Genomic DNA, 25,019 nt, shown 5'->3' with positions numbered 1-25,019 from the left:
CTCGCCCGGTGCCCATAATCGGGCCGGAGGCAGCGCCACGCCGCGCGGGGCGGCGAGCAGGGTCACCGGAACCGCACATGAGCCACGATACAGCTTCGCTGAAGGCACGCGCTCAAGGCCTGCTCGAACAGGCAGGTATCACGATCAACGGCAAACGCGCCACGGACCTCACCGTCCACGACGAACGCACCTACGCCCGGGTCTTCGCCCACGGCTCGCTCGGCCTGGGCGAAGCCTATATGGATGGCTGGTGGGATTGTCCGGACCTGGCCGGCCTCATGTCCCGCCTGCTCAGCTCACGCGTCGACGATTCGCTGCGTACCGTCGACACCCTGCTGGCCCACCTCAAGGCACGCTTCTTCAACCTGCAGCGCGGCGACCATGCGTGGGATGTGGGGCGCCAGCACTACGACCTGGGTAACGATCTGTTCGAAGCCATGCTCGGCAAGCGCATGGTGTACTCCTGTGGCTACTGGGCCGACGCCTGGAACCTGGATGACGCCCAGGAGGCCAAACTCGACCTGATCTGCCGGAAGCTCCGCCTCACGCGGGGGCAGCGCATCCTCGACATCGGCTGCGGCTGGGGCGAGGCGCTGAAGTTCGCTGCGGAACGCTATGGGGTCAGCGGCGTGGGCATCACGATCTCGAAGGAACAGGCCGAATACGCCCGCGAACTCTGCCGTGGGCTGCCCATCGAGATCCGCCTGCAGGATTACCACGAGGTGGACGAGCGCTTCGATGCCATCCTGTCCGTGGGCATGTTCGAACACGTGGGCGGGAAGAATTACCGCCCCTGGTTCGACGTCGCGCGCCGCTGCGTACGCCCCGAAGGACTCGTGCTCCTGCACTGCATCGGCAGCAACGGACCGCCGTCGCGGCCGGATCCGTGGATCCAGAAATACATCTTCCCCAACTCGGTCATACCCGCGATGAGCCAGGTCGCCACCGCGCTGGAGAACCTCTTCGTCGTGGAGGACTGGCACAACCTCGGTGCCGATTACGACCGTACGCTGATGGCGTGGCAGGCCAACATCGATGCCGCGTGGCCCGAGCTGTCGGCGCGCTACGACGAGCGCTTCCGGCGCATGTGGCGCTTTTATCTCGGCTGTTCGGCCGGTATCTTCCGCAGCCGGCGCGACCAGCTGTGGCAACTGACGCTCTCGCCGCAAGGCGTCCCCGGCGGGCTGCGCGTACCGCGGTAGACAAAACGACGACCTCCCGGCCCGTAGGGTCGGGGGATGAGTGGCCCCCGCGACGCCATCGTCGAGACCGACGTGCCCGCCCGCCTTGATCGGCTCCGCTGGGGCCGCTTCCACACGCTGGTCGTGGTAGCGCTGGGCATCACCTGGATCCTCGACGGCCTGGAAGTGACCATTACCGGCTCGATCGCCGGCGCGCTGAAATCGAGCCCGGTGCTTCACCTCAGCGATACGCAGGTGGGCCTGGCCGGGAGCGTGTACCTGGCCGGCGCCGTACTGGGTGCGCTGTTCTTCGGCTGGCTCACGGACAAACTGGGGCGGAAGAAGCTGTTCACGCTGACGCTCGGCCTTTACCTTGCCGCGACGGCCGCCACGGCGCTCTCGCCCAACTTCGCCGTGTTCGCGCTGTTCCGCCTGCTGACGGGCGCAGGCATCGGCGGCGAGTACGCCGCCATCAACTCAGCCATCCAGGAGCTGATCCCCGCGCGCTACCGCGGCCATACCGACCTGGTGATCAACGGCAGTTTCTGGATCGGCGCGGCGCTGGGCGCGTTGGCTGCCGTGGCTTTGCTGGATACGGGCTGGTTCACCCCGGAGATCGGCTGGCGGCTCAGCTTCGGTCTCGGCGCGATCCTGGGGCTGGGCATCCTGTTGCTGCGCCGCTGGATCCCGGAGAGCCCACGCTGGCTCATGCTGCACGGGCGCGTCGCCGAAGCCGAGGTCGTCATCGCCAGCATCGAACAACGGCTGGGCGTGCCGCCACCCAGCGCGCCCCTGCCCCGCCTGCGCCTCCAGCCGCGCGCCCTCAGCATGGCCGACGTCGGGCGCACGCTGTTCCGCGACTACCCGAAACGCACGGTGCTCGGCCTGGTGCTCATGGCGACCCAGGCGTTCTTCTACAACGCGATCTTCTTCACCTACGCACTCGTGCTGGGGCACTTCTATGGCGTGGCGGATGCCGACGTCGGCCTCTACCTGCTGCCGTTCGCCGCGGGCAACTTCCTCGGCCCGCTGTTGTTGGGACGTCTATTCGACACGGTAGGCCGCCGCCCGATGATCGCGCTGACCTATGCGATGTCGGGTCTGCTGCTTTTCGCCACCGCGTGGCTGTTCGTCCACGGCGTGCTCGATGCGCGCACGCAAACCATGGCCTGGAGCGTGGTGTTCTTCTTCGCCTCGGCCGCCGCCAGCTCCGCGTACCTCACGGTAAGCGAGAGCTTCCCGCTGGAACTGCGCGCGCTGGCGATCGCCTTGTTTTACGCCTTTGGTACCGCGCTGGGTGGCGTCGTGGGTCCGTGGCTGTTCGGCACCCTCATTGGCACGGGCGGTCGCGAACCCATCGGCTGGGGTTATGCGTTTGGCGCGGCACTGATGCTGGTGGGCGCGGTGGCCGCCCTACTGCTTGGCATCGCCGCCGAGCGGCGGCCCCTTGAGGACGTGGCCCGCCCCCTCGCCCGCGTCGACTGACCGCCCGAAGCGCTTACGCCACAGGCAGCGGATCGCGTGTAGCGCCGGCTTGGGGTCATCCATGCGGAACACGTGCAGATCCGCCTGAAACCATTGGCCGATGAGGCCGAACACGGGCACCGGTTGCCGGCGGGTGCTTGCGATATCGTGATAGAGATCGACGCACAAGGCGCCATCGTCGTAGGTGCGTGGCGCGTGCGGTACCGGCATACCCTGCGCGTCGCGCCACGCCATCTCGCACACGTTCACACCGTGGCGTGCGGCAAACTCCACGTAGGTCCAGGCGCGCGTGTTCACCTCGATGATGCGGAACGTGCCATCACGGGGATCGCGCTTGAACTCGGCGCTGAAGATGCCGCGGTAATCCAGGCCATCGAGCAGGCGGCACACGTCGCGCACCGCGTCGGGCACGCTCGCGAGAGGCACCGCCTGCGAGCACGAACTATTGCCGAAATCCGGCGGCGACATGCGCAGGCGCTGCCGGGCGAACAGGCCGGTATACGCCCCACGGCCGTCGCGGAAACCGTCCACGAAGAAGTGCCCGGACGCGGGACCGGGTACGTACTCCTGCGCCATGACGGAAAAACCCTGGGCATGGAAACGCGCCCACGTATCACGCAGCGCCTCCCGGCTGGCAACCCAAACGCCCTTGGCACCCACCACATCGCTGAACCGCTGCGAGTTCACCGGTTTGATGAAGATCCGGCCAAGCTGTGACATCGGTACGGCGGCGACATCCGCCAGGTTACCCAGCCGGAAGGTACGCGGGTGCGGGATGTGCTCGGCGGCGAGATGCGCGGCAAACACCGACTTGTCCTGCAGCAGCTCCTGCGTGGCACGCGACGCCGTGCTGACAAGGAAACGCTGACCGAGATCGCTGGCAGGCAGATCCGTGAGCCACATAGCGGCATCGTCGGCGCCGGGGATGATGACGGCGCGTTCCAGCGGCATGGCGCGCAGCGCCTCGAGCGCTTGCGGGCCGGGCTTGCCATCCCACGGCACGCCAGGGGGCGGACGGAACCAACGTGAATGCGCCGCAAGGTCATCGGCTGGGCAGGCGACATACGCCGGGATGCCGGCAAGCACCAGGCTACGGAGGATGCCAAGCGCGGTCGGCCCACGCCCCATCACGATAGCCGGGATCCGGCCCGCTTCGACGTCCACCATCGCGTTCCCCTGCCAGGAGGAGGACACCCCGATGGTGGCCTCGTACGCCTATCTGAGCGTACGCAGGCCATGCCGCCTAGCCGAACGGACGGCCTATGCGCTTTGCCTGCGGATGGCGAAAGGCGTACGAAAGCTCAGGGGGTCTCGTGCCCACGCTGTTCCGCAAGCGCGGCATCGATGGCCGCATCCATCGACAGCGCGTTGGCACGGGCCGCCGCGTTATCCAGCATATCGAGCACATTGGCGACCGCGGCATCGGTGACGGCATCAGCAACCGGCGCTGCCACCGTCGGTGCCACGGCGGGCGCCGCCTGCATCGCATCGGCGCTCATCTCCACGGCGTATTTCATGATCTTCACCGGCCGGCCATCGGCGTCGAAGATGGGGTTATAGGTCGCCTGGATCCAGACCACGCACTGGCCCTTGCCCAACCGGCGGTACACGCCCGCATCGTGCAAGCCCGAGCGCAGGCGCCGCCAGAAGCCCATATAGGTATCCGACTGGCTTTCGCGTTCGTCGACGAACAGGCTGTGGTGCTTACCCTGGATCTCGTCCAGCCGGTAGCCCGTGATCTTGAGGAACGCGGGATTGGCGTGGAGGATCATGCCGTCGAGCGAGAACTCGACCACGCCCTGGGTTTCGTCCGCGTTCTGCTGGCGCTGGCCCACGCCCGCCGCCCGGCTACGCTCAGCGGTGATATCCACACCGTAAACCACGACGGCATCCAGCCGGTTGCCACGTCCCATGCGCGGAACGTAGACCGCCTGCAGCCAGCTGTCCTGCGTGGCACCCTTGATACGGACCACGTCGGCCACCTCGTCGCCGCGTGCAAGGGCGCGCCAGAGATGCTCGGCATCGTCCACGGCAAAGACCGCCTGGAACGGCTGGCCCACAACGGCCACCCCGCCCTGGCCCAGCGCGGCAAGGAACGCCTTATTGGCCGAACGCACGGTGCCATCGGCCGCCAGCTCGGCCACGGCGAAACGCCGCTCCAGCGCGGCAAGCGTCGATTGCGCCAGGCGGGCTGCACGCCCACCCCAGAAACCCATGCCCATCGACACGCCCTGCCCTTCATCAGATTCAGTGGAGTTTATCGGCCGGGGCATGGCCGGGCTTTAGTCCGGGCGAAACCTACGTCACGCCTTTTTCTTCACGCCCCGGCTAAACTTGCCGCACGCAATCATCCGGTAGTCAGGGGATCCACGCCGTGCAGGCACGCAATTTTGAAGTATCCGTCGTCCAGCCCAACGGCAAGGCCGCGGTCGAGATCACGTTCAACGAAAAGGTGCTCGGCCTGTCGGGCGATACCCTGTGGCTGTCCCTGGACGATGCCGCCAGCGTCGAGGACGCCGAGGCGCTGCGCACGCTGCTCGAGCGCGTGGGCCACCGCCTTACGGTCACCAACGTCCGCTGATCAGCGGGCGCTTCGAACCCCGGGCGCGGCACCGTCGGTGACCGCGACCTGGAGGGGCACCACGCGTGCGGCCACCTGGTGGTTCACGCCATGCACCTTGCCGCAGCCCAGGCACGGCCGCACGCGGCCCAGCCCACCCCGTCCCGTGCGGGCTGGCGCCAGCAAGCACCCACACACGTAGCACGAAGCGAGCGCACCCCGCTCCCATAGCCGCACGCGCAACGCCTGGACCGCCGTGATCGCGAGCCCCGCGCACACGCTCGCGACCAGCAGCCAGCGGGGAAGATGCGAATACAGCGAGAAGTTGCCCACGTCGCCCGGGAATTCCTGGGCGGCACGCATGGCGGCGGCCGCGACCGAGCCCGTGCCGAGGGCGAGCAGGCCCGGCGTAAACATGCGCAGATACATGCGACCCACATAAGACATGGCTGCTTCCCTCCCCTGGCCGGCGCACCCGGCAGCAGGGGAAGGTTGTCCGTAGACGGGTCTACCCGCCGTGAACGCACGGCGGGTAAGCGTTTTCAGAAGGTCATGTTGAGCGACACCCGGCCGCCATGGTCCGCCACCTTGCCGGCAAACTGGCCGGCATAACTGGCATCCAGACGCAGCGTCGGGGTGAGCCGGACGACCAGACCGGCATCGAGCAACCCGGCCTGACGGGCCAGCGGTGCGCCAGCAACATCGAACATCGGGCCGCCTTCGGCAAAACGCACGCGGGCCTCCGGCGCTACGTCGCCCCACCCCCGCTGCCATGCCAGCGTCGCCTGCAGGCCGAACCGCGCATCGCGGTCCAATGCCGTGCCCAGGTGCACGCCGACGCGGCCGGCCGTCGTATGCGCCTCGTTGCCATCGATCACCAGCACGCCGGTACCCCCGCGCTCACTCGCCTTATCACCGCTCCAGTACACCGCGGCCGCCTGCACGAAGGGCTCGACCTTCCACACGCCAGTACGCCCGAAGTCGTGGCCCAGCTCGACGAAGCCCTGCGTCGTGTCTGCATCGCGGCTTGCGTATGCCCGCGTCGAGTCCATCCCGATCGTGATATCGCGGCGCGTGTCGATCGCGTGGTGGGCACGTACCACGCCACCCGAAAGATGCAACGCATCGAACGCCATGTCGGCATAAAGGCCGAACTGGTTGCCTTTCACGTCGGCCGACCCAGCGGACGCCCGCTCGTGGATGGTCTCCTTCATATGACCCAGTACGGCGCCGATCCGAGCGCCGTCGCCCACGGCAAGATCAGCACCCAACAGGATGCCGCTGTCACTGCTATTGACCTTCGCGGCATCCGCGTTTCCGTCGTAGTTCGCATCGCGGCCCAGAACACTCAGCCACGTCGATACACGGCCGTTATCGGCACGCTGCCCGCCTGGCAGGTCGGCGTCGCCAAGGTGGCGCATCACCGCATCGCGCACCTGCCGCTGGCTATCCATGACGACTCCCTGCACGCTTGCGTGCAGCGTGCCAGCGAGCGAATCGAACGCCCGCTGCCCTGACCCGGCGTCGAGCGTAATCAGCCGATCATAGACGGCGTGGCCGGCGCCCAGGCCCTCGGCAGCGGAAGCCACCGCACGCTGATTGGCCGTCACCGCGACCTCTTCAAGGGCCACGGCATTACGCTTCAGGATCAGGCTGATGTTACCGCTCGCGCTGTAGGCGATGAGCGTGTTGAGGAACGCGAAGTTGCTGTTGGCGGCGGCGAAGGTGCCGCTCACGCCACCGACTGCCGTGAGCAGGTCGTATTTCTGCTCCGCCACCCAGCGTGAACCATGCGCATCAACGACGAGGCGCGCGCCCGGCGCGATTGTCACCGCCCCGCCCACTGCGAGCCGCGCGGCCGACGAATCACTCGTATCGACCATCAGCGCACTGCCGCTTTCAAAAGCCACGTTGCCGTTAACGGTCAACACATCGCCAGGGGAGGCCGGCAGCACATAGCCCTGCACGGAGACGTCACCCAGAAGGATTCCGTTGCCTGCGAGCGTAGCGCCCGGTAGCACGTCGATATGGCCACCCAGCCTGGCGCGGCCGCCGGAGTCCGCGCCAACGACGAGCGTGCCGGCCTCGACACGGGTGGTCCCCGCCAGGCTAGAGCCATCGCCCCTGTAAGTCAGGGTACCGGCCCCTCGCTTCGCGAAGGTGCCGGCGCCGCGTAGCGGACTCGTCATCGTGTTGTCGCGGTCCACATCGATGGCCAGGATGCCATCGATCGAAACGGAGCTCAGATAGAGCGCCATCGGGTCGGCAACCAGCGTTCCCCCTCGCACCCATAAATCGCCGGAGAAAGATGCCTGGCTGCCACGCAACGCCAGCGTGCCCGCACCGTCCTTGATGAATTGCCCGGTACCGGAAAGGGCGCCCTGGCCGATGGAGAAGGTGTTATTCGCATCGGCCACATCGATGCCGCCGGCGTTGACGATCGCAAAGTGGTTCTGCAATCCATGCAGATCCGTGCCCGTCACCTGAAGCAGGCCATTGGCCAGACGGACATCCCCAAGGCCGATGTTGTAAGCCGCTGAGATCGAAAGCTTGCCGCCGCTGATCGTGGTCCCGCCGGTCCAGCGGTTGTGGCCACTGAGCACCAACGTGCCACCGTCGCTCTTTTCGAAGCCGTTATCACTGGTGAGGTCGTTCGCAATGGCTACGGTCAGGTTCACCGGCGTCGCCGAATCACCCACGCGAATCGTCGGCGTCGCGTCGAAGACGGACGCGAGGTGGATCGCCGAACCATCAAGCGTATAAGGGCTGAGGAATTGCATGCCGGTGACATCGATGGCACCGGTACTGTTATCGACGTGCACGCTACCCGCCTGCCCGGCAAAGACCACGAATGCAGGGCGTGGCCCCATCGGAGCGGCAGCGACACCATCCTTGTTTGCCCAGTTGTGCGCAGCTGTGGTCCACGTACCGGATCCACCACCAGGCGTGCTGCCGCTGGCCTGGCCGTTCCCGTTCCATAGGTTGAATCCGCCGTCGAACCAGACCGGCGTGTACAGCAGGTCGATGCTCTTCTTCGCTACGTCGCGGATAAGGGTGTAAGTCAACGGGCTATCGGTCTGCAGGCCCCCGCCCGTTTCGAAGAGGGAGCCGCCATAGCCGAGCACGTGATAGAAACCTGGCGTGAAATAGCCCTGGTGCGAAGGATCGATACCGAGTGTCACGGGGCCATTGAAGTGCACATCGCCCGCGACGGTAATGCTATCGCTCTGGCCGTAGGTATCCAGCGTTGGCGCTGCCGTGTCGAGGCTGTAGCTAAGCGTGCTACCGCCATCCATCGAAAGACTCCCCACGGAAAGGCTACCGATTCCGTTGCCGGGTGAAAGCCTTGCACCGGAAGCCACGTTCACCGCACCGTCAATCATGGCGTTGCCACTCAGCGATCCCGCCGGATTGACGGCCACGTTAGCGCGGACGTGTTGCGCCGCCGAGGTACCGTCGCCAAGCACGAGCTGGCCGCCGTCCACGCGGATATCGATCCCATCGATCTCGCCGTTGAGGACCAGTGTGGTCGGCCCCGCCTGAACCAGGGTGCCCGTGCCGCGAATCGCGTTGTTCAGCCACGGCACCTGCGTCTGTGCCGATGCAAAGGTGAGCGTACCCTGCATATCGATCGCACCGGGCAGCGGCCCGATGTTCGTCCACACGATGTGGCCGCGGGTCTTGAGCAGCGGCGTCGTGATCCAGCTGTCCGCCGTAAGGACCGAGTCGGGATCGGCACCCGAATCAAGCAGCACGCTGTTGGCACCGCTCAGGAAGCCCACCGTCTGCCTGCCGTTCAGCTGGATCCGAACGTCGCGACCAAAGATATCGGTGCGGTCCGTGAGCGAACCGCTGAGCCACACATCGCCGCTACCCGCGACGATGTGGACGGCGCCGCCGAAGTCGCCCGCTAGCTCGACGCGGCCACTATCGGTGCGGAGATTGGTATCGCCGCGGACCACCAGCGAGGTGTCCACGCCCACGAGATTGTCGATATCGCCCGTGGCGGTCACCGATAGGTTATCGGCATCGATATCCACCAGATGGACCGTACCGCCATTCACCAGCGATACGTTCCGCCCGGTCGCCGACAGTGCGCTGATCCGATTGTCTGCGCCCGTGAGGTTGATGTCATGCCCAACGGCGCGCACCTTCATCCAGTCCGAAACGACGACGTTCGCGCCGCTGATGTCCTTGCTGTTTTCGAGCGTGACCAGGGCCGCGTTCAGGCCGTTGAGCGCGCCTATTTGGTTCTGCCGTCCCCACAGCGCGTACTCATCGGCTGTGCCGCCCAGTGAGTCGGTGATGATCGCGCTACCGTACGGTTGCTGCGTCTGGGCGAAGCGCCAACCCACCAGTTCCACGCGAGGCGCGACGATGGTGCCCAGCAGGTCCGCCGACGAATTCGGTGACTCAAGGCGGACCTTGCCGGTGGCGGTGAGCAGCGCACCGTACTGCTCGACCATCCACGAGTTGGCGTGCAGGAGCAGATCGGCCACTGGCCCACCCTGGGTGCCGGCCCGCAGGATCGTGTCGCGGTAGATATCGTTCCCGGTACCCACCATGATGCCGGTGCCCGACACCTTGATACTTCCGTCGGCGGCCACATCGCTATAAATGCCCACGGATGCTCCAGCGTACAGGTCGAGCCCTCCGTGCACGCCATTGAGCGTCTGTGCTGCCACTGCGGAGGCAAAGTTCACCGGCAACGTACCCGTCTCCGGGTCCATGACCGACGTGACCGTATCCGATACATACATGTCCGAGCGGGTGCTCAGGTGCAACGTACCGCCCAAGCCCGAACCCAGGTCGATCTGGCCGCCCACGAAGAGATAGTTATCGGCTGAGAGCGTAACGTCGCCACCTTGCGTCGCGATGCTTCCGGTGAAGGCAAGGGCGTTGCCCGCGTGGAGGGAAAGCGAGCTGCGCGCCCCGCCGATACCGGCGTAGGCACCCGCCATGCCGATGCTGCCGGCACGCTGGTCAAACGCCACGGTACCCGTGCCTAGCCACGTGCCATCCAGGCGGGAGATGCCGCCGCTGGCCACCGCGTGGTTCGACGTGGCGCTGCCGGGAAGATTGAACACCAGGGTACCGCCCGGACCGATCGCGAACGTGGCCCAGTCGATGGAAGCAGCCTGGCTCGTCTGATCGACGGTGAGCGTATCGGCGCCCGGCGTGACGGTCGCCAGACCGCTGAGCACCGAAGGACCGGTCGGGAGCACAGCCGCAGCCTGTGCGCTGCTCATGATGGCCATGGCGATGGCGGCGGCAAGCGCCTGCCGCACGCAGGTGCGCGCGTACGAACGAGTCATCCGGATTGTCCCCCGACCGTCTCCCTGGGGCGGGGGCTATCCTCGCCCTCCCTGACGGATCAGCCGCGACAATACACGAACCTCGCAATTTCTTGCCATGTGCGGTGCGGCATAGGCCGGGCCACACGGCACGGGTGCTGCCAGACAGGAGCGCAGCCGCGCTCCTGTCTGGCATCCCGCCGGAGCGGAAGGTCAGATGCCTGGGCTGGCAATGTAGCTGGCCCAGTTCTGATCGACCGTCGAGCCGGTGATCTGAACCCAGGTCTGGTCGGTGTAGCTGCGCCCGCGTAGCGCCGCATCGAAGCGCTGGACCGCGCCCGGGTGGTGTTCTTCGATCCAGACCAGGAACCGTGCGGTCACCCGGTAGCTGTCGGTGTAATTCTGGCCCGACTGGTAGGCGGGCAACGACCAGCCTGCTGCCGCGTTGTTCACTCCATACCGGTAGCGCGCGTAGTCCGCGATGCCCTCGACCAGCCAGCCCGGGATGTTCTGCTGGCCGTAGTCCTGCACGATGTGCATGGATTCATGGGTCACGGTATCCGTATCGGCCGGGTTCGATTTCAGGTAGTTCGCGCTATAGGTCTCGGTGGCGTTCGCCGTGGCAGCGACGCCGTCGTATGCCGGGTCGAGGATGATGTTCACCGTCTTCGAGGCATCCGGGTTGAAGTCGCGCGACTCCTCCGGGTAAATGGTGAAGAACGTGCTGACCATCGTATCCACCGTGGACTGCGCCACGCCGGAGTTCTTGTCCGTGACGTTGAGGGTGTAGCCGTTGGATTGGTAACTGACGGTGGTATCGGCCAGGGCCGGGCCCGCGACGGTGAGCGAGAGGGCGATGAGCGCGAGGGCGCCTTGGCGCGTCACATGCTGCATGGGCATTGCTCCTGCTGTGGTTGGGGTCCATCGATGGTGGACCCCATGGCCGCAGGATTTTGCAAGCCACGTCACATAGCTAATAGCCGTCTAGACGGCTATTACGCAAAAACCGAGTGGCATGCAGGTACACGAAAGGACCGGCCAGATTCCGGCAGATCAAAAGACAAGGGCGGCCTAAGCCGCCCTCTTCCTTATGCCTTGGCTTGCGCGCCGAAGCTCGGCGGGCGGTCTTCCGGGGCCTTGCCGAAGGCTTCGTTCGGCTGGGCGCCCATGGTGAACACCAGGGTGCCACCGGCCGTGATGTCCTTGTGGCTGATCCAGCTCTTCGTCCAGGGCTGGCCATTCCAGGTCACCGACTGGATATACGGCTTGCCTTCGCCATTGCCCGTGGTTTCGATCGTCAGCACCTTGCCACCGCCGACGTGCACCTGGGCGCGGTCGAGGATGGGGCTGCCGAACACGTAGTTCGTGCTGATCGGATCCACCGGGTACAGGCCCATGGAGCTCATGATGTACCACGCGCTCATCTGGCCGCAGTCCTCATTGCCCGGCAGGCCATCCGGTTCCGGCAGGTACATCGTATCGAGCATCAGGCGGACCTTTTCGGCCGTCTTGTGGTGCGATCCGGTGTACGCGTACAGGTACGGCATGTGGTGGCAGGGCTCGTTACCGAAGGCGCACTGGCCGACCATGCCCGCGATATCCGGCGGGGCGTTGTCCGGCAGCTTCGGATCGGCGGTGAAGAACGCATCGAGCTTCTTCTCGAAGCCTGCCACGCCACCGAACAGATCCATGTAGTTGTACACGTCGTGCTGGTTCAGGAACGTAGCCTGCCACGCATTCGATTCGGTGAAGTCGCGCCACTTCTTCGAATGGCCGATCTGGATCGGATCGAACGGCTGCAGCCACTCACCATCGTCGCCCTTCGGGCGCATGAACTGCGTGTCCTTGTCGAACACGTTGCGGTAGTTCTGCGAGCGCGCACGCAGGGCCTTGGCCTCGTCGGCGTGACCCAGGTGCTCGGCCATGCTGGCCATCGCCCAGTCGTCGTAGGCGTATTCAAGCGTCTTGCTGACCGCCTCGCCTTCCTTGTCGCTGGGGATGTAGCCCTTGGCGCGGTAGTACGGCAGGCCGAAGTAATCATCCTGCATGGCGCGGCGACGGAACACCGGCCAGCCCTTCTGGTAATCGATGCCAGTGAAGCCCTTGGCCTGGGCCTCGGCGACGACAACGGCGGAGTGGTAACCGATCATGCAGACCGTTTCGATACCCTGCAGCGGCCACACCGGCGCGCCGCTCGGGCTTTCCGAGGCGAGGCGCACGATACCGTCGACCAGGTCGGGGACGCGATCCGGCTGGTACAGCGTGTACAGCGGGTGCGCGGCGCGGTAGGTATCCCACAGCGAGTAGGTGCTGTAGTTGTGGCGGCCTTCCGGCAGCGTGTGCACCGCCTTGTCCATGCCGCGGTAACGGCCATCGATGTCGCTGAAGACGGTCGGCGCGAGCATGGTGTGGTACAGCGAGCTGTAGAAGGTGCGCTTGATCTTGTCCGAGGTGCTGTCGATCTGGATCTTCGACAGCTCGGTGTTCCACTCGGCCTCGGCGGCCGCACGGATACCGTCGAAATCCCATGCCGGCATTTCGCTATCGAGGTTGCGCATGGCGCCATCGATGTCGACGCCGGAGATGCCGACCTTCACCAGCAGCGGTTCGCTGTTGGCCTTGTCCAGGTGCAGCGCCGCCTTGAGGTTGATGCCCTTGGCTTCGGTGGTGCCCTTCGGCAGCGCCTTGTCATCGGAGTACAGCGTGATGTCCGACGCCGGACGCGAAAGCTTCATCGCGAAGTAGATGACGCGGCCCGAAGCCCACTGCCATACGCGACGGCCACCCACGAGGGTGTCGTTGCCAACCACGCGCAGCTCGACGTCGGTGACGCGGCAGTTTTCCTTCGGGCTATCGGAGTAGCCGTGGGCCAGGTCGAGCAGGACGTGCGAATCGCCCGCCTTGTTGAAGGTGTAGCGGTGCATGCCGGCGCGCAGCGTCGCGGTGAGCTCGGCCAGGATGTCGTGCTTGGTCAGGCGGGCGGTATAGTAGCCCGGGTGCGCCTGCTCGGCGGTGTAGTGCGAGCGGTAGCCCTTGATCCCGGTCTTGTAGCCCTTCGGGGCCTTCTCGCCGCTGATCTTCTGCGCATCGAAACGCGACACGTAGTTCACGCCGTCGAAATCGCGATCGCCCGGCTGCAGCAGCACCTCGCCCATCGAGGGCATCACCAGGAAATCGAGCATGTCGGCCGCGCCGGTGCCCGAGAGGTGGGTGTGCGAGAAGCCCATGATCGAGCCATCGCCCTGGTGGTAACCGGACGAGCCGTCCCACTGGGCGTTATAGGTATCCGGGCTGAGCTGCACCATGCCGAACGGCCGCGTCGCACCCGGGTAGGTGTGGCCGTGGCCGCCGGTACCGACAAAGACGTCGACGTAACGCAGGACGCCATCCGGGGTGGTGCCGCCACCCGTGGTTGGCGTTTCAAGACCGTGCTTGACGCCCGCGGCCATCGCGGAGAGGGTGCCGAGCTGACCAACAGCCGTTGCGGCGGCCATGCCCTGCAGAAAACGTCGACGTGTAACCATGGAAAACTCCGGCAGGCGGCGGGTCCTTAGACCCGGCGCAGTGAATCAGGATTTTTGTCTGCGAGGTGGACAACCAGCTCGCCGAACAAGGTGTTGGCCCAGGCGAACCACGAACGGGTGAAGTTCTTCGGATCGTCCTGGTCAAATGCTTCGTGCATGAAGCCCGTACCGCCGTGGGTGGTCTTCAGCATGTGCAGGCACTGGCGCTGCTCGGCCACGTCGGTGGTGGTAAAGGCCTTCATCATGATCGACATCGGCCAGATGTAGCGCAGGCCTTCGTGCGGACCACCGATGCCTTCGCCGGCCGTGCCCTTGAAGAAGTAAGGGTTCTTGTTGCTCCAGACCAGCTCACGGGTGCGTGCGTAGCGCTTGTCGTAGCCGACGGTCTCGAGATACGGGAGGGCCAGCAGGCTCGGGACGTTCGCGTCGTCCATGAACAGCTGGTTGCCGTAACCATCCACTTCGTAGGCCCAGTATTCGTCCTGGCCGTTGCGGATGACGCCGTACTGCTCGACGGCCGCGGCGACTTCGTCAGCGAATGCCTGGCATTCGGCAGCGAAAGTCTGGTCGCCGTAGAAGGTGCCGTGCATCTGGGCGAGGCGACGCAGGGTCACCACCGCGAACAGGTTGCCCGGGATGTTGAACGGCAGCGTGGTGGCATCGTCCGAGGGGCGGAATTCCTGAACGATCATGCCGACCGGCTTGGCCGGCGGACCGAAGCCGTGCAGCATCTGGCTATCGGTCGGGTTCAGCGCCGGGCGCTGGAAGTGATACGGGCCCAGACCATCCTTGCGCTGCTGCTCACGGAAGGTCTTTACGATCAGCTTGGTCGCCTCGCGCCAGCTATCGTCGAACGGCTCGCGATCACCCGTAGCCTGCCAGTAACCGTGCGCCAGACGCACCGGATAGCAGAGCGAATCGATTTCCCACTTGCGCTCGGCCACGCCGGGCTTCATGTCGGTCTGGTCCTGCTGCGACCAATCCATGTTGCTCTTGGCCTTCGGGTCGGGCATGAAGGCGTTGGCGTACGGATCGATCGAGATGCAGCGGGCCTGGCGACGGATCAGGCCGCGGAACAGCTTGCGCAGGGCTTCATCCTTCGCGACCAGGGGCAGGTACGGCCACACCTGGGCGGAGGAATCACGCAGCCACATGGCGTCGATATCGCCGGTGAGCACGAAGGTGTCTTCGAAGCCGTCGAGCTTGCCGACTTCCACCGTGGTATCCAGCGTGTTCGGGAAGCAGTTCTCAAACAGCCAGGCCAGCTCGGGGTCGGCGATCTTCTTCTTGGTCGAAACGATCAGCTTTTCGACAGCTTCGCTGGTGAATTTGCGCTTGCCCACCGGCGGGCGCTTGCTCTCGAAGCGCTTGGCCGCAAACGCGGCGGTGCTAACGCCTCCGGCCAGCGCGACGCCAGGTGCCAGGGACAGCCACTTGATAAGGTTGCGGCGGCTCGGGTTCACGGATGGGTCTCCTTCAGGGCGTCGACGAGCGACATGGCCGTCACAGCATGACGGAGCGTTGCGACATCCACCTTACCAGTGACGACGACGTCACGACTTTCGCCAGGCAGCAGATCGAACGCGTTGTCGGCGAGGCGCACGTCCACATCGCCGGTGTCGATCCACACGGCGCGCGCCAGGCGCTTCGCGGTCACGGTGATCACCGCGCCATCGGCGGTTTCACGGACGCTGGTGGTGAGTTCGGGCTTGGCCGGCAGGGCAAGGTCCTTCGCCGCGCCGAAGTACAGCAGGTGGTGAGCCAGGGTGTTGCCGCCTTCCACCAGGTCGAAGGCGACCACGGTGTGCTTCGGATCAGCACCCTTCAGCAAGGTGGCGTCATCGGCCTTGAGCACGGAGGTGCTCGTCAGCGCAGCGGCCTTCACCGGCTGACTGGTTTCACGCAGCAGCTTGCCGTCCATCGCATACACGCGGGTGCGCAGCGTGGCGTCGAAGTCCTTCACGCGATCCGAGACCGCGAATACCTCAGTGTGGCCATCGCGACGCAGCGGCACCACGTCCACCGGCGCGTAGAAGCGCTTGGCGTGGAACTGCAGGGCCTTCCAGCGGTTGAAGTAATCGACGCTGGCCCAGGACGCGCCCGGCCACACGTCGTTGAGCTGCCAGTACAGCGTGCCCATGTTGCGCGGGCGGGCGCTGCGCAGGTGCTCGGCCGCCAGCTCGATGCCTTCGGCCTGCATGACCTGGCTCAGGTACACGAACGACGGGAAATCCTTCGGTTCACCGTAACCCGCACGGATGTAGAGCAGCAGGCGCTGGTTACCGTCGCCGTTGGCGAACTTCTGGTGCGCACGCATCACCTTCGATTCCGGCTGCATGTCACCCGGCTCGGCGAAGGCCTTGATCGTGGCCATCACCGGGAACGACTGCAGGCCGTACTCCGACTGGAAGCGCGGGGTCATGTCCAGGTAATGGTCGATCGGCTCGGAGCCGGACCACACCTTCCAGTAATGGAAGTCGCCGTCGTTCTCGACGTTGGCCGGGCCTTCGTAATCCGTGCTGGGCGAGCTGGCCCAGTACGGCACGTTCGGCGAAAGATCCTTCACCACGGTACGCAGCGTCTTGCCAAACAGCTCGCGCATGCCGTCGTCGATCTTCTTCACTTCATCGGCGTTGACGAACTTGCGGAAGTCCTGGCGATCCGGCCAGTCGTCCCAGCCGGTCTGCACTTCGTTGTTGCCCGCCCACAGCACGATCGACGGATGGTCACGCAGGCGGGTGACCTGCTCGATCGCTTCGATGCGGGCGGTGTCGTTGAAGGCCTTGTCGTACGGGGTGATCGCACCGCCATACATGAAGTCCTGCCAGACCATGATGCCCATGCGGTCGGCCGCGGCGTAGAAGGCATCGGGCTGGTAGGTGCCGCCGCCCCACATGCGCAACATGTTCATGTTGGCGTCGCGGGCCGACTGCAGGATCGCTTCCATCTTCGCCGTGGTGACACGGGTCGGGAAGCTGTCGAACGGAATGAGGTTGGCGCCCTTGGCGAAGATGGGCACGCCATTGACGACGAAGGCGAAGCCCCTGCCCCACTGATCCTTCTCGCGGCGCAGCTCGACGCTGCGCAGGCCGGTGTCCTTGTCGGCGGACGCGACAGGCGCGCCATTGGCCGCGACATCAGCGTGGAAGTGATAGAGGTTGGCGTCGCCGTAGCCGACCGGCCACCAGCGCTGCGGATGGGCGATATTCACCGGCACGGCGAGGTGGTTCTCACCCTTGGCCAGCGTGACGGCACGCTCTTCATGGCCCTTCGTGCCATCGGGCGCGGTCCACTCGACCTTCAGCTGGGCGGCACCGGCCTTGTCGGCGCGCACATCGAACTGCGCCTGCAGGTTCGCGGCGTCAGCGTCGACGTGGTCCTGGGCGACATGGAAATCGGCCAGGCGCAGGTCATCCCACGCTTCGAGCCGCACCGGCTGCCAGATACCGGCGGTGAGGTAGCGCGGACCCCAATCCCAGCCGTACTGGTAATTGGATTTGCGCACGTAGTTGGAGGTCTGCTTGCCCTTCGGCTCATCGCCGAACGAGGAATCGAACTCGCCGGGCAGCGAGTACGGCTGCTTCATCAGCCAGGGCAGGAGCTTGCCCACCGGCGAGGCGAAGCGGACCGCCAGAGTGTTCTTGCCCGGCTTGAGGGCGCCCTTCGCGGGCAGGCGCCACTGGCGGAACATGTTGTTCGCGCGAAGCACTTCCTTGCCGTTGAGGCTGACGTCCGCGAAGGTATCGAGGCCGTCGAAAACGAGGTCGACGTGGCCGCGCGCGAGCATCGCGGCGTCCACGTCGAAGTCCAGCTGGTAATCCCAATCCGCCAGCCCGATCCATTGCAGGCTGGCTTCGTTGTCACGCCAGAACGGGTCCTGGACCCGTCCGAGCGCAAGCAGGTCGGTCTGGACGGCACCCGGCACGGTGGCCGGCTGCCAGTCTTTTGCTTCGGGATGCGCGTCGCTGCCCGCCGCGCCAGGGGCGAGGCGGAACCGCCAGCCGGCGGAGAGATCCTTCTCCGCGGGCGTCGCGGCACTGGCCGCTCCCGCGGCGAGCAGGAGGGCGAGGGCCAGCGACGCGCGGCGCATCACAGCTTGAAGCCCAGGGTCACGGTGTAGGTGCGACCGTTCTTGTAGGAGTTCAGCGGCTCGGCCGGGGTGTTGTTGTAGACGAAGTAGGTTTCGTTCAACAGGTTGGTCCCATCCAGTGATACGCGGATATGGTCGTTGATCTGGTAACCGATCGACGCATCCAGTTCGCGGAAGATGCCCGTGATCTGCTGCGACTGCAGCTGGGCGATGGAGGTGAAGTACGACGAACGCCAGCTGTAGGTCAAGCGCGCGCTCAGCGGGCCCTGCTCGTAGAACGGCGAGATGGTGAACGCGTTCTTCGAGTTGTACGGCAGCGGGAAGTCGTTGCTGGTGTCCGCATCGGAGTACGTGTAGTTCGCCAGCATGCCGAAGCCGAGGCCGAAGTTCTGCTGGTAGCTCAGCGAAGCGCCCTTCACCTTGGCCACGCCTGCGTTGATCGGCACCTGCATCTGGTACACGTCGTCACGCTGGTTGGTCAGGTTGTAGTGCGTCTCGGCCACATTGGTGTTGAGGATGTAGCCCGAGATGCGGCGGAAGAAGAACTCCGCGGCCAGCACGCTGTTTTCCGAGAAGTACCACTCGGCCGAGGCGTCGTAGTTGGTCGACTTGTACGGGCTCAGGTCGGTGTTGCCACGCGAACCGGTGAGGGTACGGTCATCCAGCGCCACGTACGGGGTCATCTGCTGGTAGCGCGGGCGGGCGATCGTCTTGGCGGCGGCGAAGCGCAGCGTCAGGCTATCGGTCGCGTCGTACGCGAAGTTAAACGACGGCAGCCAGTCGTGGTACGTGCTGCGCTTGTTCACCGGGTCGTACTGGTTGTTGCCGACGAACTGGTAGCCGTTCACCGTGTCGCGGGTGCGGAAGTAGCGCACGCCCAGGTTGCCGCGGTAATCGTCACCGGCGAAATCACCCTGGATGTAGAACGCGCGGTTCTGCTCGGCAACGCTGTACGTGGCCTTCGGGTCGAGCGAGACGGTGCCGTCCTTGATGCTCTGGATGTAAGCCTTCATGAGGCCCGGATCGATCGTCGTCCAGTCACCCATGTTGCCCGACGCGCTCAGGCCGTTGAGGAAGCCGCTGGGCGTGCCGCCGTTGGCGAAGTTCGCCAGCGAGAGGCCGTTGCCGTCCTGGGTCGGCAGGGTGGCCTGGTAACCATCCTGGCCGTCGATGTGGTTCGTCGCCTTGATACCCACTTCGATCTGGTTCAGCGGGCCCCACTGCACGTCGTGCGCGAAGTCAGCCTGGAAGTAACGCTCGCGATCGTAGCTCGGTGCGTAGCTGTAGCCCGCGCCGTGCGCCAGCATCGCCGACGGGTTATCCGGCGTGTTGTAGTTGATCTGCGGGTGCTGGCCATCGAGGTTGTAGTTGAAACCACCGAAGCCCTGGAACTGCATGTTGTAGATGCCGTCCGAACCACCCGTCGAGCCGGTGTAGCCAATCTGCGACGACGCGGTCCAGCCATCACCGAACCAATCGGCGCGCAGCTGGGCGACACCGGTGTTCACGGTCGAGTCGCGCTCGTAGCCGTCGAGGTAGGTGCTGGTGTTGGCGTTGTAGCTACCGCTGGTCGCCACGCCGTTGTTGAAGCCCAGCGCGGTGGCGTTGGCGGCCGAACCCGACCACTCGCCGTAATGGCTCTGGTTGAAGTTGTTGAACTTCTCGGTGACGTACAGGCCGGTGAAGTTCAGCTCGAACGCATCGTTCGGCTTCCACTGCAGGCCGGTCGACACGCCATCACGCGTACGGCGCTGCTGGAACCATGCCGTGTTCACGGCGGTCGGGTACACGCCCTGCTGGTTCGGCGAGACGACACTCGGGTTGAACTGGTGATCCGGGTTGGTATCGGTCGGATCGTTGACGCGCTGGTAACCGAAGATCTCGGTGCCCTGGCGGTCGATGATGCGGTCGGAGTGCATCAGCGAGCCGATGACACCGAAGGTGCTGTCCTTGTTCTTCCAGCTGTACAGCACGGAAGCGTTCGGCTTGCCCTTGTCAGCGTTGTCGTTATAGCCGTAGCTGACGCTGCCCGTGAGCGTGTTCGCCGGGAGGTCGAGCGGGCGACGGGTGTTCACGATGACCGTGCCACCGATCGAGCCTTCGTCGATGTTCGCCTGCGGGGTCTTGTAGACCTGGGCGTTACCGATGATTTCCGAAGCCAGCAGGCTGTAGTTGAACGAGCGGCTATCCGGGTTGTTCGGATCCGAGGTCCAGTTGGTCGACGCCACGGTCTGGCCGTTGAGCATCAGGCGGTTCAGCGCCGGGTCGGTGCCCAGGATGCTGACCTTGTCGCCTTCGCCGAAGTTACGGTCCACCGAGAGGCCCGGCAGGTGCGAGAGCGATTCGGCGACGTTGGTGTCCGGGAACTTGCCCACGTCTTCGGCCGAGATGGCGTCGACGATGGAATCGGAGTTGCGCTTGAGGTCGAGCGACTTCTGCAGCGAGGCACGGATACCGGTGACGGTCACGCCCTGCAGGTTGGCGGCATCCTGCGCGTTCGCGTCGGTGGTGGCCTGGTCGGTCTTCTTGGTGGTCTTGGCCGGCGGGGTCGCCGTGGCCGCGTCCTGCGCCATCACGCTGCCGGTGGCAAAGAGCCCGGTCAGGATGGCGAGGGAAAGCGCGCTGATACGGTGGTTCACATCGAACTCCTGGGGGATACGGATAGAGGCTTGGGGAAGCCTTTTTGCAGGACGCACGCCGCCGCACGGGCTTGCGCCCGCGTTCGTCAGTCGTTCGGCCTACGGAGTTTTTTTATTGCCCTGCGCCCTGCCGCGGCGGCGGTGTTTCGCCGTGTCGTCGAACCGCGTCGTGTTCGCTGTTGCAGCTGTATTACTCGATGGATTTTTAGGGCCGCTGACAACGATGTCAACGCTTTTTTTAACTCGATCTAAAGACAACCATTGAGACCTACATCACTGTTTTTACTTGTAAATCACAAAAAACCAGTTTCGTGCAGTGCGGAAAATTCTCAAGGCCATTTGGATCGATCCACTAGAAAGCTGCCGCGTACCCTGAAGTCGCTAACCCACGGCGATAACGAGGTTTTTTTCCTTGCATCCCCCGGCGACCGCCATCCCAACCAACGGTTGCCAATGTTTGCTGCACTGCAACGCAAAATTCCCGTGTAGGAGCGCGCTCGCGTGCGACCTCCTTCCGCCGGGCGCAGCGGGGTCGCGAGCTCTTCCGCCGCCCCCGATCGCACGCAAGCGCGCTCCTACAAGTGCGTGGAATCGCAGGGTTTTGCGAAGTCCAACGCGCAGGTAAACGCGGTTTGGCGAGGGCCGTTGCAGACAGCGGGCAGTAAGCGACCACGCGAGAAGCTCGGCCCACACAACCAAGGAAAGGCATCCCCGATGTCGCGAACATTCCTCAACGTTTCCCTCAAGACCCTGCTCTCGGCCGCCATCGTCACGGCCCTCGCGGCCTGCAACCGCGAAGCGCCTCCCGCTACGGCGGATGCGCCAGCGGCTGCGGCGAGTGCGCCGGATGTGCAGGCCGCGCCGTATCAACGGCCGACCGCCGACCAGTTATATGCGCTGGTCGCCCCGATCGCCCTGTTCCCCGATAACCTCGTGGCGCAGACCCTCGCGGCATCGACGCACCCCGATCAGGTCGACGACGCCCGCCAGTTCGTGCAGGGCAATCGCAATCTTACGGGCGCGGCCCTCATCGACGCCGCTGACGGCCAGCCCTGGGATCCCAGCGTGAAATCGCTGGTGGCGTTCCCGGCCGTGCTCGACCAGATGGCGAACAACGGCGAGTGGACCGACGCGCTGGGCCAGGCGTATGCCAACGAACCGTCCGACGTGATGAACGCCATCCAGGTGATGCGCTCGCGTGCGCAGGCGAAGGGCAACCTGAAGACCACCGCCCAACAGAAGGTGCAGGTGGTCGATCGCGGCGAACCCGTCTCGCAGACCACGGTGGTCGAGCAGGACGAGATCGTCGGCCCACCGGCGCAGACCATCGAGATCGAGCCCGCCGACCCGGGCGTGGTGTATGTACCGGACTACGACCCTGACGTGGTCTACGGCGAGCCGGTGTATTCGAGTGTGTACGAAACGCGCTACGTCGAACGCGGCCCCGATTACCACGACGCCATCGTGGCCGGTGCCATCGGCTTCGGTGCGGGCATCGTGGTGGCCGAGTTGTTCGCACACCATGAACACCACGACCGGCCGTGGGGCTGGGATAGCTGGCATGCCTCGTGGGGTGGCCACCGCGACGGCGGCCGGCCCGCTGTCGTGTACGACAACCATCCGTATGTCGTGAACCGCACGGTGGTGAACAACCGCTACGTCGATCGCTCCGTGCACATCGACAACCGGCATAACTTCGGCAACACCTATAACCGCCCCGGCCCGCCGCCTCCGGGCCAGGGGCCGCGCCCCGGCTTCGGCCCGCAAGGTGCGGGCGGCCCGCCACAGCGCCCGGCCCAACCGGATTACGCGCACATGCAGCGGCCGAACTTCACCCCGGGCGCCATGCATGCGACCGCGCCGAATGCGCATCCCGACCTGCCGCCGCCGCGGCCGGGGCAGCCGAATGTGGCGCAGGGCGGGCGGCCGTTCCCGGGTGCACCGGGGCAGCCGGGTCATGAGGGTCAGCCGCCCGGCGGAAATCCGGGCGCTGGCGGACGGCCTTCGTTCGCGAACGCACCGCAGGGCCAACGGCCTGGCGAGAACCATGTGCCGCTGCAAGGCCGCCCCGCTGCGGCGCAGCCAGCCGCTGCGGGACAACCGCCCCATCCGACGGCGCAGGTGCCTCACGAGAATCCCCAGCAGCGTCCGGGTTCGTCGTTTGCCAATGCGCCGCAGGGCGCCCACAACGATCCGCAGCGGCACGACGCGTCGCGCTTCCAGCCGTCGCCGCAGAACGCGCCGCGGCCTACGCCTCAGCCCGAGCAGCAGCATGCCCAGGCCCCACGGCCGCAGCCGCAGCCTGAACAGCACTTCCAGGCACCGCGCCCACAGCCTCAGCCCGAACAGCACTTCCAGGCGCCGCGTCCGCAGCCCCAGCCCGAACAGCACTTCCAGGCACCACGTCCGCAGCCCCAACCGGAGCAGCACTTCCAGCAGCCCCGCGAGATGCCGCGTCCCCAGCCGCAACAGCGGCCGGAACCGCAGCGTCCGCAGCCGCAGGAACACCACGAACAGGCGCGTCCCGCTCCCCAGCAACAGCACCACGACGACCACAAGAAGCACGACAACTAACGGCCTTGCGCCCCGCCTCGCCTTGAAATGATAATTATTCTTATCTATTGACGGGCGAAGGCGGGCTACGTGGGGGTGGGAAGCGGTTTGCAGGAGGAAGCGCCGGCGGTGCAGGGCCCTGCCCCGCTCCTGCGTGTCCTGCAGCACCATTACGAACCACTGCGCCGCTTTGTCGAGCGGCGCATGCGTTCGCCCGAGATCGCCGCCGACATCATCCAGGAGACCTGCGTGAAGGTCGCCATGCTGGATGAGCGCACCGTCATCCAGAACCCGCTGGCCTTCCTCTACCGCATCGCCGGCAATCTCTCGCTGGACTGGCTGCGCGAGCGCGAGGTCCGCGAGCGCCATATCGAAAGTGGCGAACTGCCTGAGGTGGCCGACGGCGCTCCGGATAGCGAAGCGCATATCGCTGGCCACCAACGCCTGCGCATCCTGGCCGATGCGGTGGCCGAACTACCGCCGCGCTGTGGCGAAGTGTTTCGCCTGCGCAAGATTGAGCACCTCGAGCCCCAGGAGATCGCCGACCGCCTGGGCATCAGCCGCAACATGGTGGAGAAGCACCTGCGCAAGGCCCTGACCCACTGCCAGGCACGCCTCGACGAGGCGGGGGCATAATGCGCCCTCCTCGCCACCGGCTCGCCGCGACCGCCATGCCGTCATCCACTTACAGCGCAGACGCACGCCAACAGGCGGCCGGCTGGGTCATCCGGCTCGATGCCGGCGACCTGACGGCGCCCGAGCGTGCCGCGTTCGATGCGTGGCTGGCGGCAGACCCCACCCATGGGGCTGCACTCGAGCGCGCGCGAACGACGTGGCGCGAACTCGACCTGCTCGCGAGCGGTTTGAACGACATGGAAAGCGTCGGTCACGTAACGCCTGCTCCTGGCGGCGCGAAGGGCACACGCCCACGGGCGGTCCACGCTGGCGGTAGGACACCACGCAAGCGGCGGCATCCCGCCTTGATTGCGGCATGCGCACTACTCGTCGTGGCGATCAGCGCATGGCAATACCCGCGCGTCAGCATCGCGCTGCGCGCCGATGCCCGCACCGCCGTGGGCGAAACCCAGCGCATCGCGCTCGTCGGCGGTGGCGTGGCCCAACTCGATTCCGGCAGCGCCATCAGCCTGCACGACGACGCCCAGTGGCGCGATGTGCAGGTGCTCAGCGGTGCCGTCTCCTTCGAGGTCGGCCACGACGATCCGCGCCCGTTCCGCGTGCGCGCCGGGCGTGTCGTGGTCACCGACGTCGGCACCACGTTCCAGCTCAGGCTGGATGGCGATGCCACCGACGTGGTCGTCGCCAGCGGCGAAGTGGAAGTCGCGGCGCCCGGTGGCAAGGTCGCCGTGCACTCTGGCGAAAGCGCTAGCCTGGCCAACGACAACAAGGCGCCTTCCGTGTCGCCCGTCGACGCCGATGCCGCCATGGCCTGGACCCGCGGCCGCCTGATGTTCGTCGACCGCCCGCTCAAGGACGTGATCGCCGAACTCAACCGCTACTACCCCGGCCACATCGTGCTGGCCGACGACGCCGCAGGAGACCGTCGCGTCAGCGGCGTCTTCCGCACCAACGATCCCCTGGCCGCCCTGCGCGCCATCGAAGCCAACCTGGGCCTCCACGCCACCCACGTCGCCCCCGGCCTGATCCTGCTCTAATCCACCCCTCGCTCGTCCCC

15 protein-coding genes are annotated in these 25,019 nt (G+C 65.7%); 6 read left to right on the top strand and 9 right to left on the bottom strand.

Annotated features, from left to right (window positions below; genetic code table 11):
- Positions 1–77 precede the first annotated feature (77 nt).
- On the top strand, positions 78–1,202 hold the full coding sequence (gene cfa / locus L2Y96_RS05380) for a cyclopropane fatty acyl phospholipid synthase (RefSeq protein ID WP_247333543.1): 1,125 nt from the start codon (positions 78–80) through the stop codon (positions 1,200–1,202).
- Between the two features lie 36 nt (positions 1,203–1,238).
- On the top strand, positions 1,239–2,666 hold the full coding sequence (locus L2Y96_RS05375) for an MFS transporter (RefSeq protein WP_247333542.1): 1,428 nt from the start codon (positions 1,239–1,241) through the stop codon (positions 2,664–2,666).
- Here the strand turns inward: L2Y96_RS05375 and L2Y96_RS05370 are convergent.
- Both L2Y96_RS05370 and L2Y96_RS05365 read right to left on the bottom strand, forming a co-directional pair.
- A complete protein-coding gene (locus L2Y96_RS05370) occupies positions 2,595–3,833 on the bottom strand; it encodes a carboxylate--amine ligase (RefSeq protein ID WP_247333540.1) in 1,239 nt (412 codons plus the stop codon). The two genes, L2Y96_RS05375 and L2Y96_RS05370, sit on opposite strands and share 72 nt — an antisense overlap.
- A gap of 134 nt (positions 3,834–3,967) precedes the next feature.
- Positions 3,968–4,939, bottom strand: a complete 972-nt coding sequence (locus L2Y96_RS05365) for a PAS domain-containing protein (RefSeq protein WP_247333538.1) — start codon at positions 4,937–4,939, stop codon at positions 3,968–3,970.
- 101 nt (positions 4,940–5,040) lie between these two features.
- On the opposite strand from L2Y96_RS05365, the gene L2Y96_RS05360 reads away from it, so the two are divergent.
- Positions 5,041–5,247 (top strand): hypothetical protein, encoded by a 207-nt coding sequence (locus L2Y96_RS05360; RefSeq protein ID WP_247333531.1) that lies wholly within the window; start codon positions 5,041–5,043, stop codon positions 5,245–5,247.
- Here the strand turns inward: L2Y96_RS05360 and L2Y96_RS05355 are convergent, their stop codons facing one another.
- The 7 genes from L2Y96_RS05355 to L2Y96_RS05325 all read right to left on the bottom strand — a co-directional run bounded on the left by L2Y96_RS05355 (position 5,248) and on the right by L2Y96_RS05325 (position 20,707).
- The gene (locus tag L2Y96_RS05355) at positions 5,248–5,673 is read right to left on the bottom strand and encodes a hypothetical protein (RefSeq protein ID WP_247333529.1); all 426 of its coding nucleotides are present in this window, start codon (positions 5,671–5,673) and stop codon (positions 5,248–5,250) included.
- A gap of 95 nt (positions 5,674–5,768) precedes the next feature.
- On the bottom strand, positions 5,769–10,541 hold the full coding sequence (locus L2Y96_RS05350) for an autotransporter domain-containing protein (RefSeq protein WP_247333527.1): 4,773 nt from the start codon (positions 10,539–10,541) through the stop codon (positions 5,769–5,771).
- Positions 10,542–10,733: 192 nt separating this feature from the next.
- Positions 10,734–11,414, bottom strand: a complete 681-nt coding sequence (locus L2Y96_RS05345) for a basic secretory family protein (protein WP_247333525.1) — start codon at positions 11,412–11,414, stop codon at positions 10,734–10,736.
- A gap of 194 nt (positions 11,415–11,608) precedes the next feature.
- Positions 11,609–14,044 (bottom strand): GH92 family glycosyl hydrolase, encoded by a 2,436-nt coding sequence (locus tag L2Y96_RS05340; RefSeq protein WP_247333522.1) that lies wholly within the window; start codon positions 14,042–14,044, stop codon positions 11,609–11,611.
- Between the two features lie 26 nt (positions 14,045–14,070).
- On the bottom strand, positions 14,071–15,507 hold the full coding sequence (locus L2Y96_RS05335) for a glycoside hydrolase family 125 protein (RefSeq protein WP_425492540.1): 1,437 nt from the start codon (positions 15,505–15,507) through the stop codon (positions 14,071–14,073).
- Positions 15,504–18,134 (bottom strand): beta-mannosidase, encoded by a 2,631-nt coding sequence (locus tag L2Y96_RS05330; protein WP_247333498.1) that lies wholly within the window; start codon positions 18,132–18,134, stop codon positions 15,504–15,506. The genes L2Y96_RS05335 and L2Y96_RS05330 overlap by 4 nt, the downstream gene beginning before the upstream one ends.
- Positions 18,134–20,707 carry a TonB-dependent receptor gene (locus tag L2Y96_RS05325; RefSeq protein ID WP_425492616.1) on the bottom strand — a complete coding sequence of 858 codons (2,574 nt, stop codon included), beginning with the start codon at positions 20,705–20,707 and terminating at the stop codon, positions 18,134–18,136. The genes L2Y96_RS05330 and L2Y96_RS05325 overlap by 1 nt, the downstream gene beginning before the upstream one ends.
- A gap of 780 nt (positions 20,708–21,487) precedes the next feature.
- Between L2Y96_RS05325 and L2Y96_RS22950 the strand changes: the two genes are divergently transcribed.
- From L2Y96_RS22950 to L2Y96_RS05305, 3 genes are all read left to right on the top strand, one after another.
- Positions 21,488–23,347 carry a DUF3300 domain-containing protein gene (locus tag L2Y96_RS22950; protein WP_283248864.1) on the top strand — a complete coding sequence of 620 codons (1,860 nt, stop codon included), beginning with the start codon at positions 21,488–21,490 and terminating at the stop codon, positions 23,345–23,347.
- A 108-nt stretch (positions 23,348–23,455) separates the two neighbouring features.
- Positions 23,456–23,962: an RNA polymerase sigma factor gene (locus tag L2Y96_RS05310; RefSeq protein WP_247333485.1), complete on the top strand. Its 507-nt coding sequence runs from the start codon at positions 23,456–23,458 to the stop codon at positions 23,960–23,962.
- Complete coding sequence (locus L2Y96_RS05305) at positions 23,962–24,999, top strand: FecR family protein (protein ID WP_247333483.1); 1,038 nt, start codon at positions 23,962–23,964, stop codon at positions 24,997–24,999. The genes L2Y96_RS05310 and L2Y96_RS05305 overlap by 1 nt, the downstream gene beginning before the upstream one ends.
- Positions 25,000–25,019: the final 20 nt, after the last annotated feature.

This window comes from Luteibacter aegosomaticola, assembly GCF_023078475.1.
Classification (GTDB): Bacteria; Pseudomonadota; Gammaproteobacteria; order Xanthomonadales; family Rhodanobacteraceae; genus Luteibacter; species Luteibacter aegosomaticola.
Note: the sequence above shows the minus strand (reverse complement) of the source record. Positions and strands in the feature narration are given on the sequence as shown.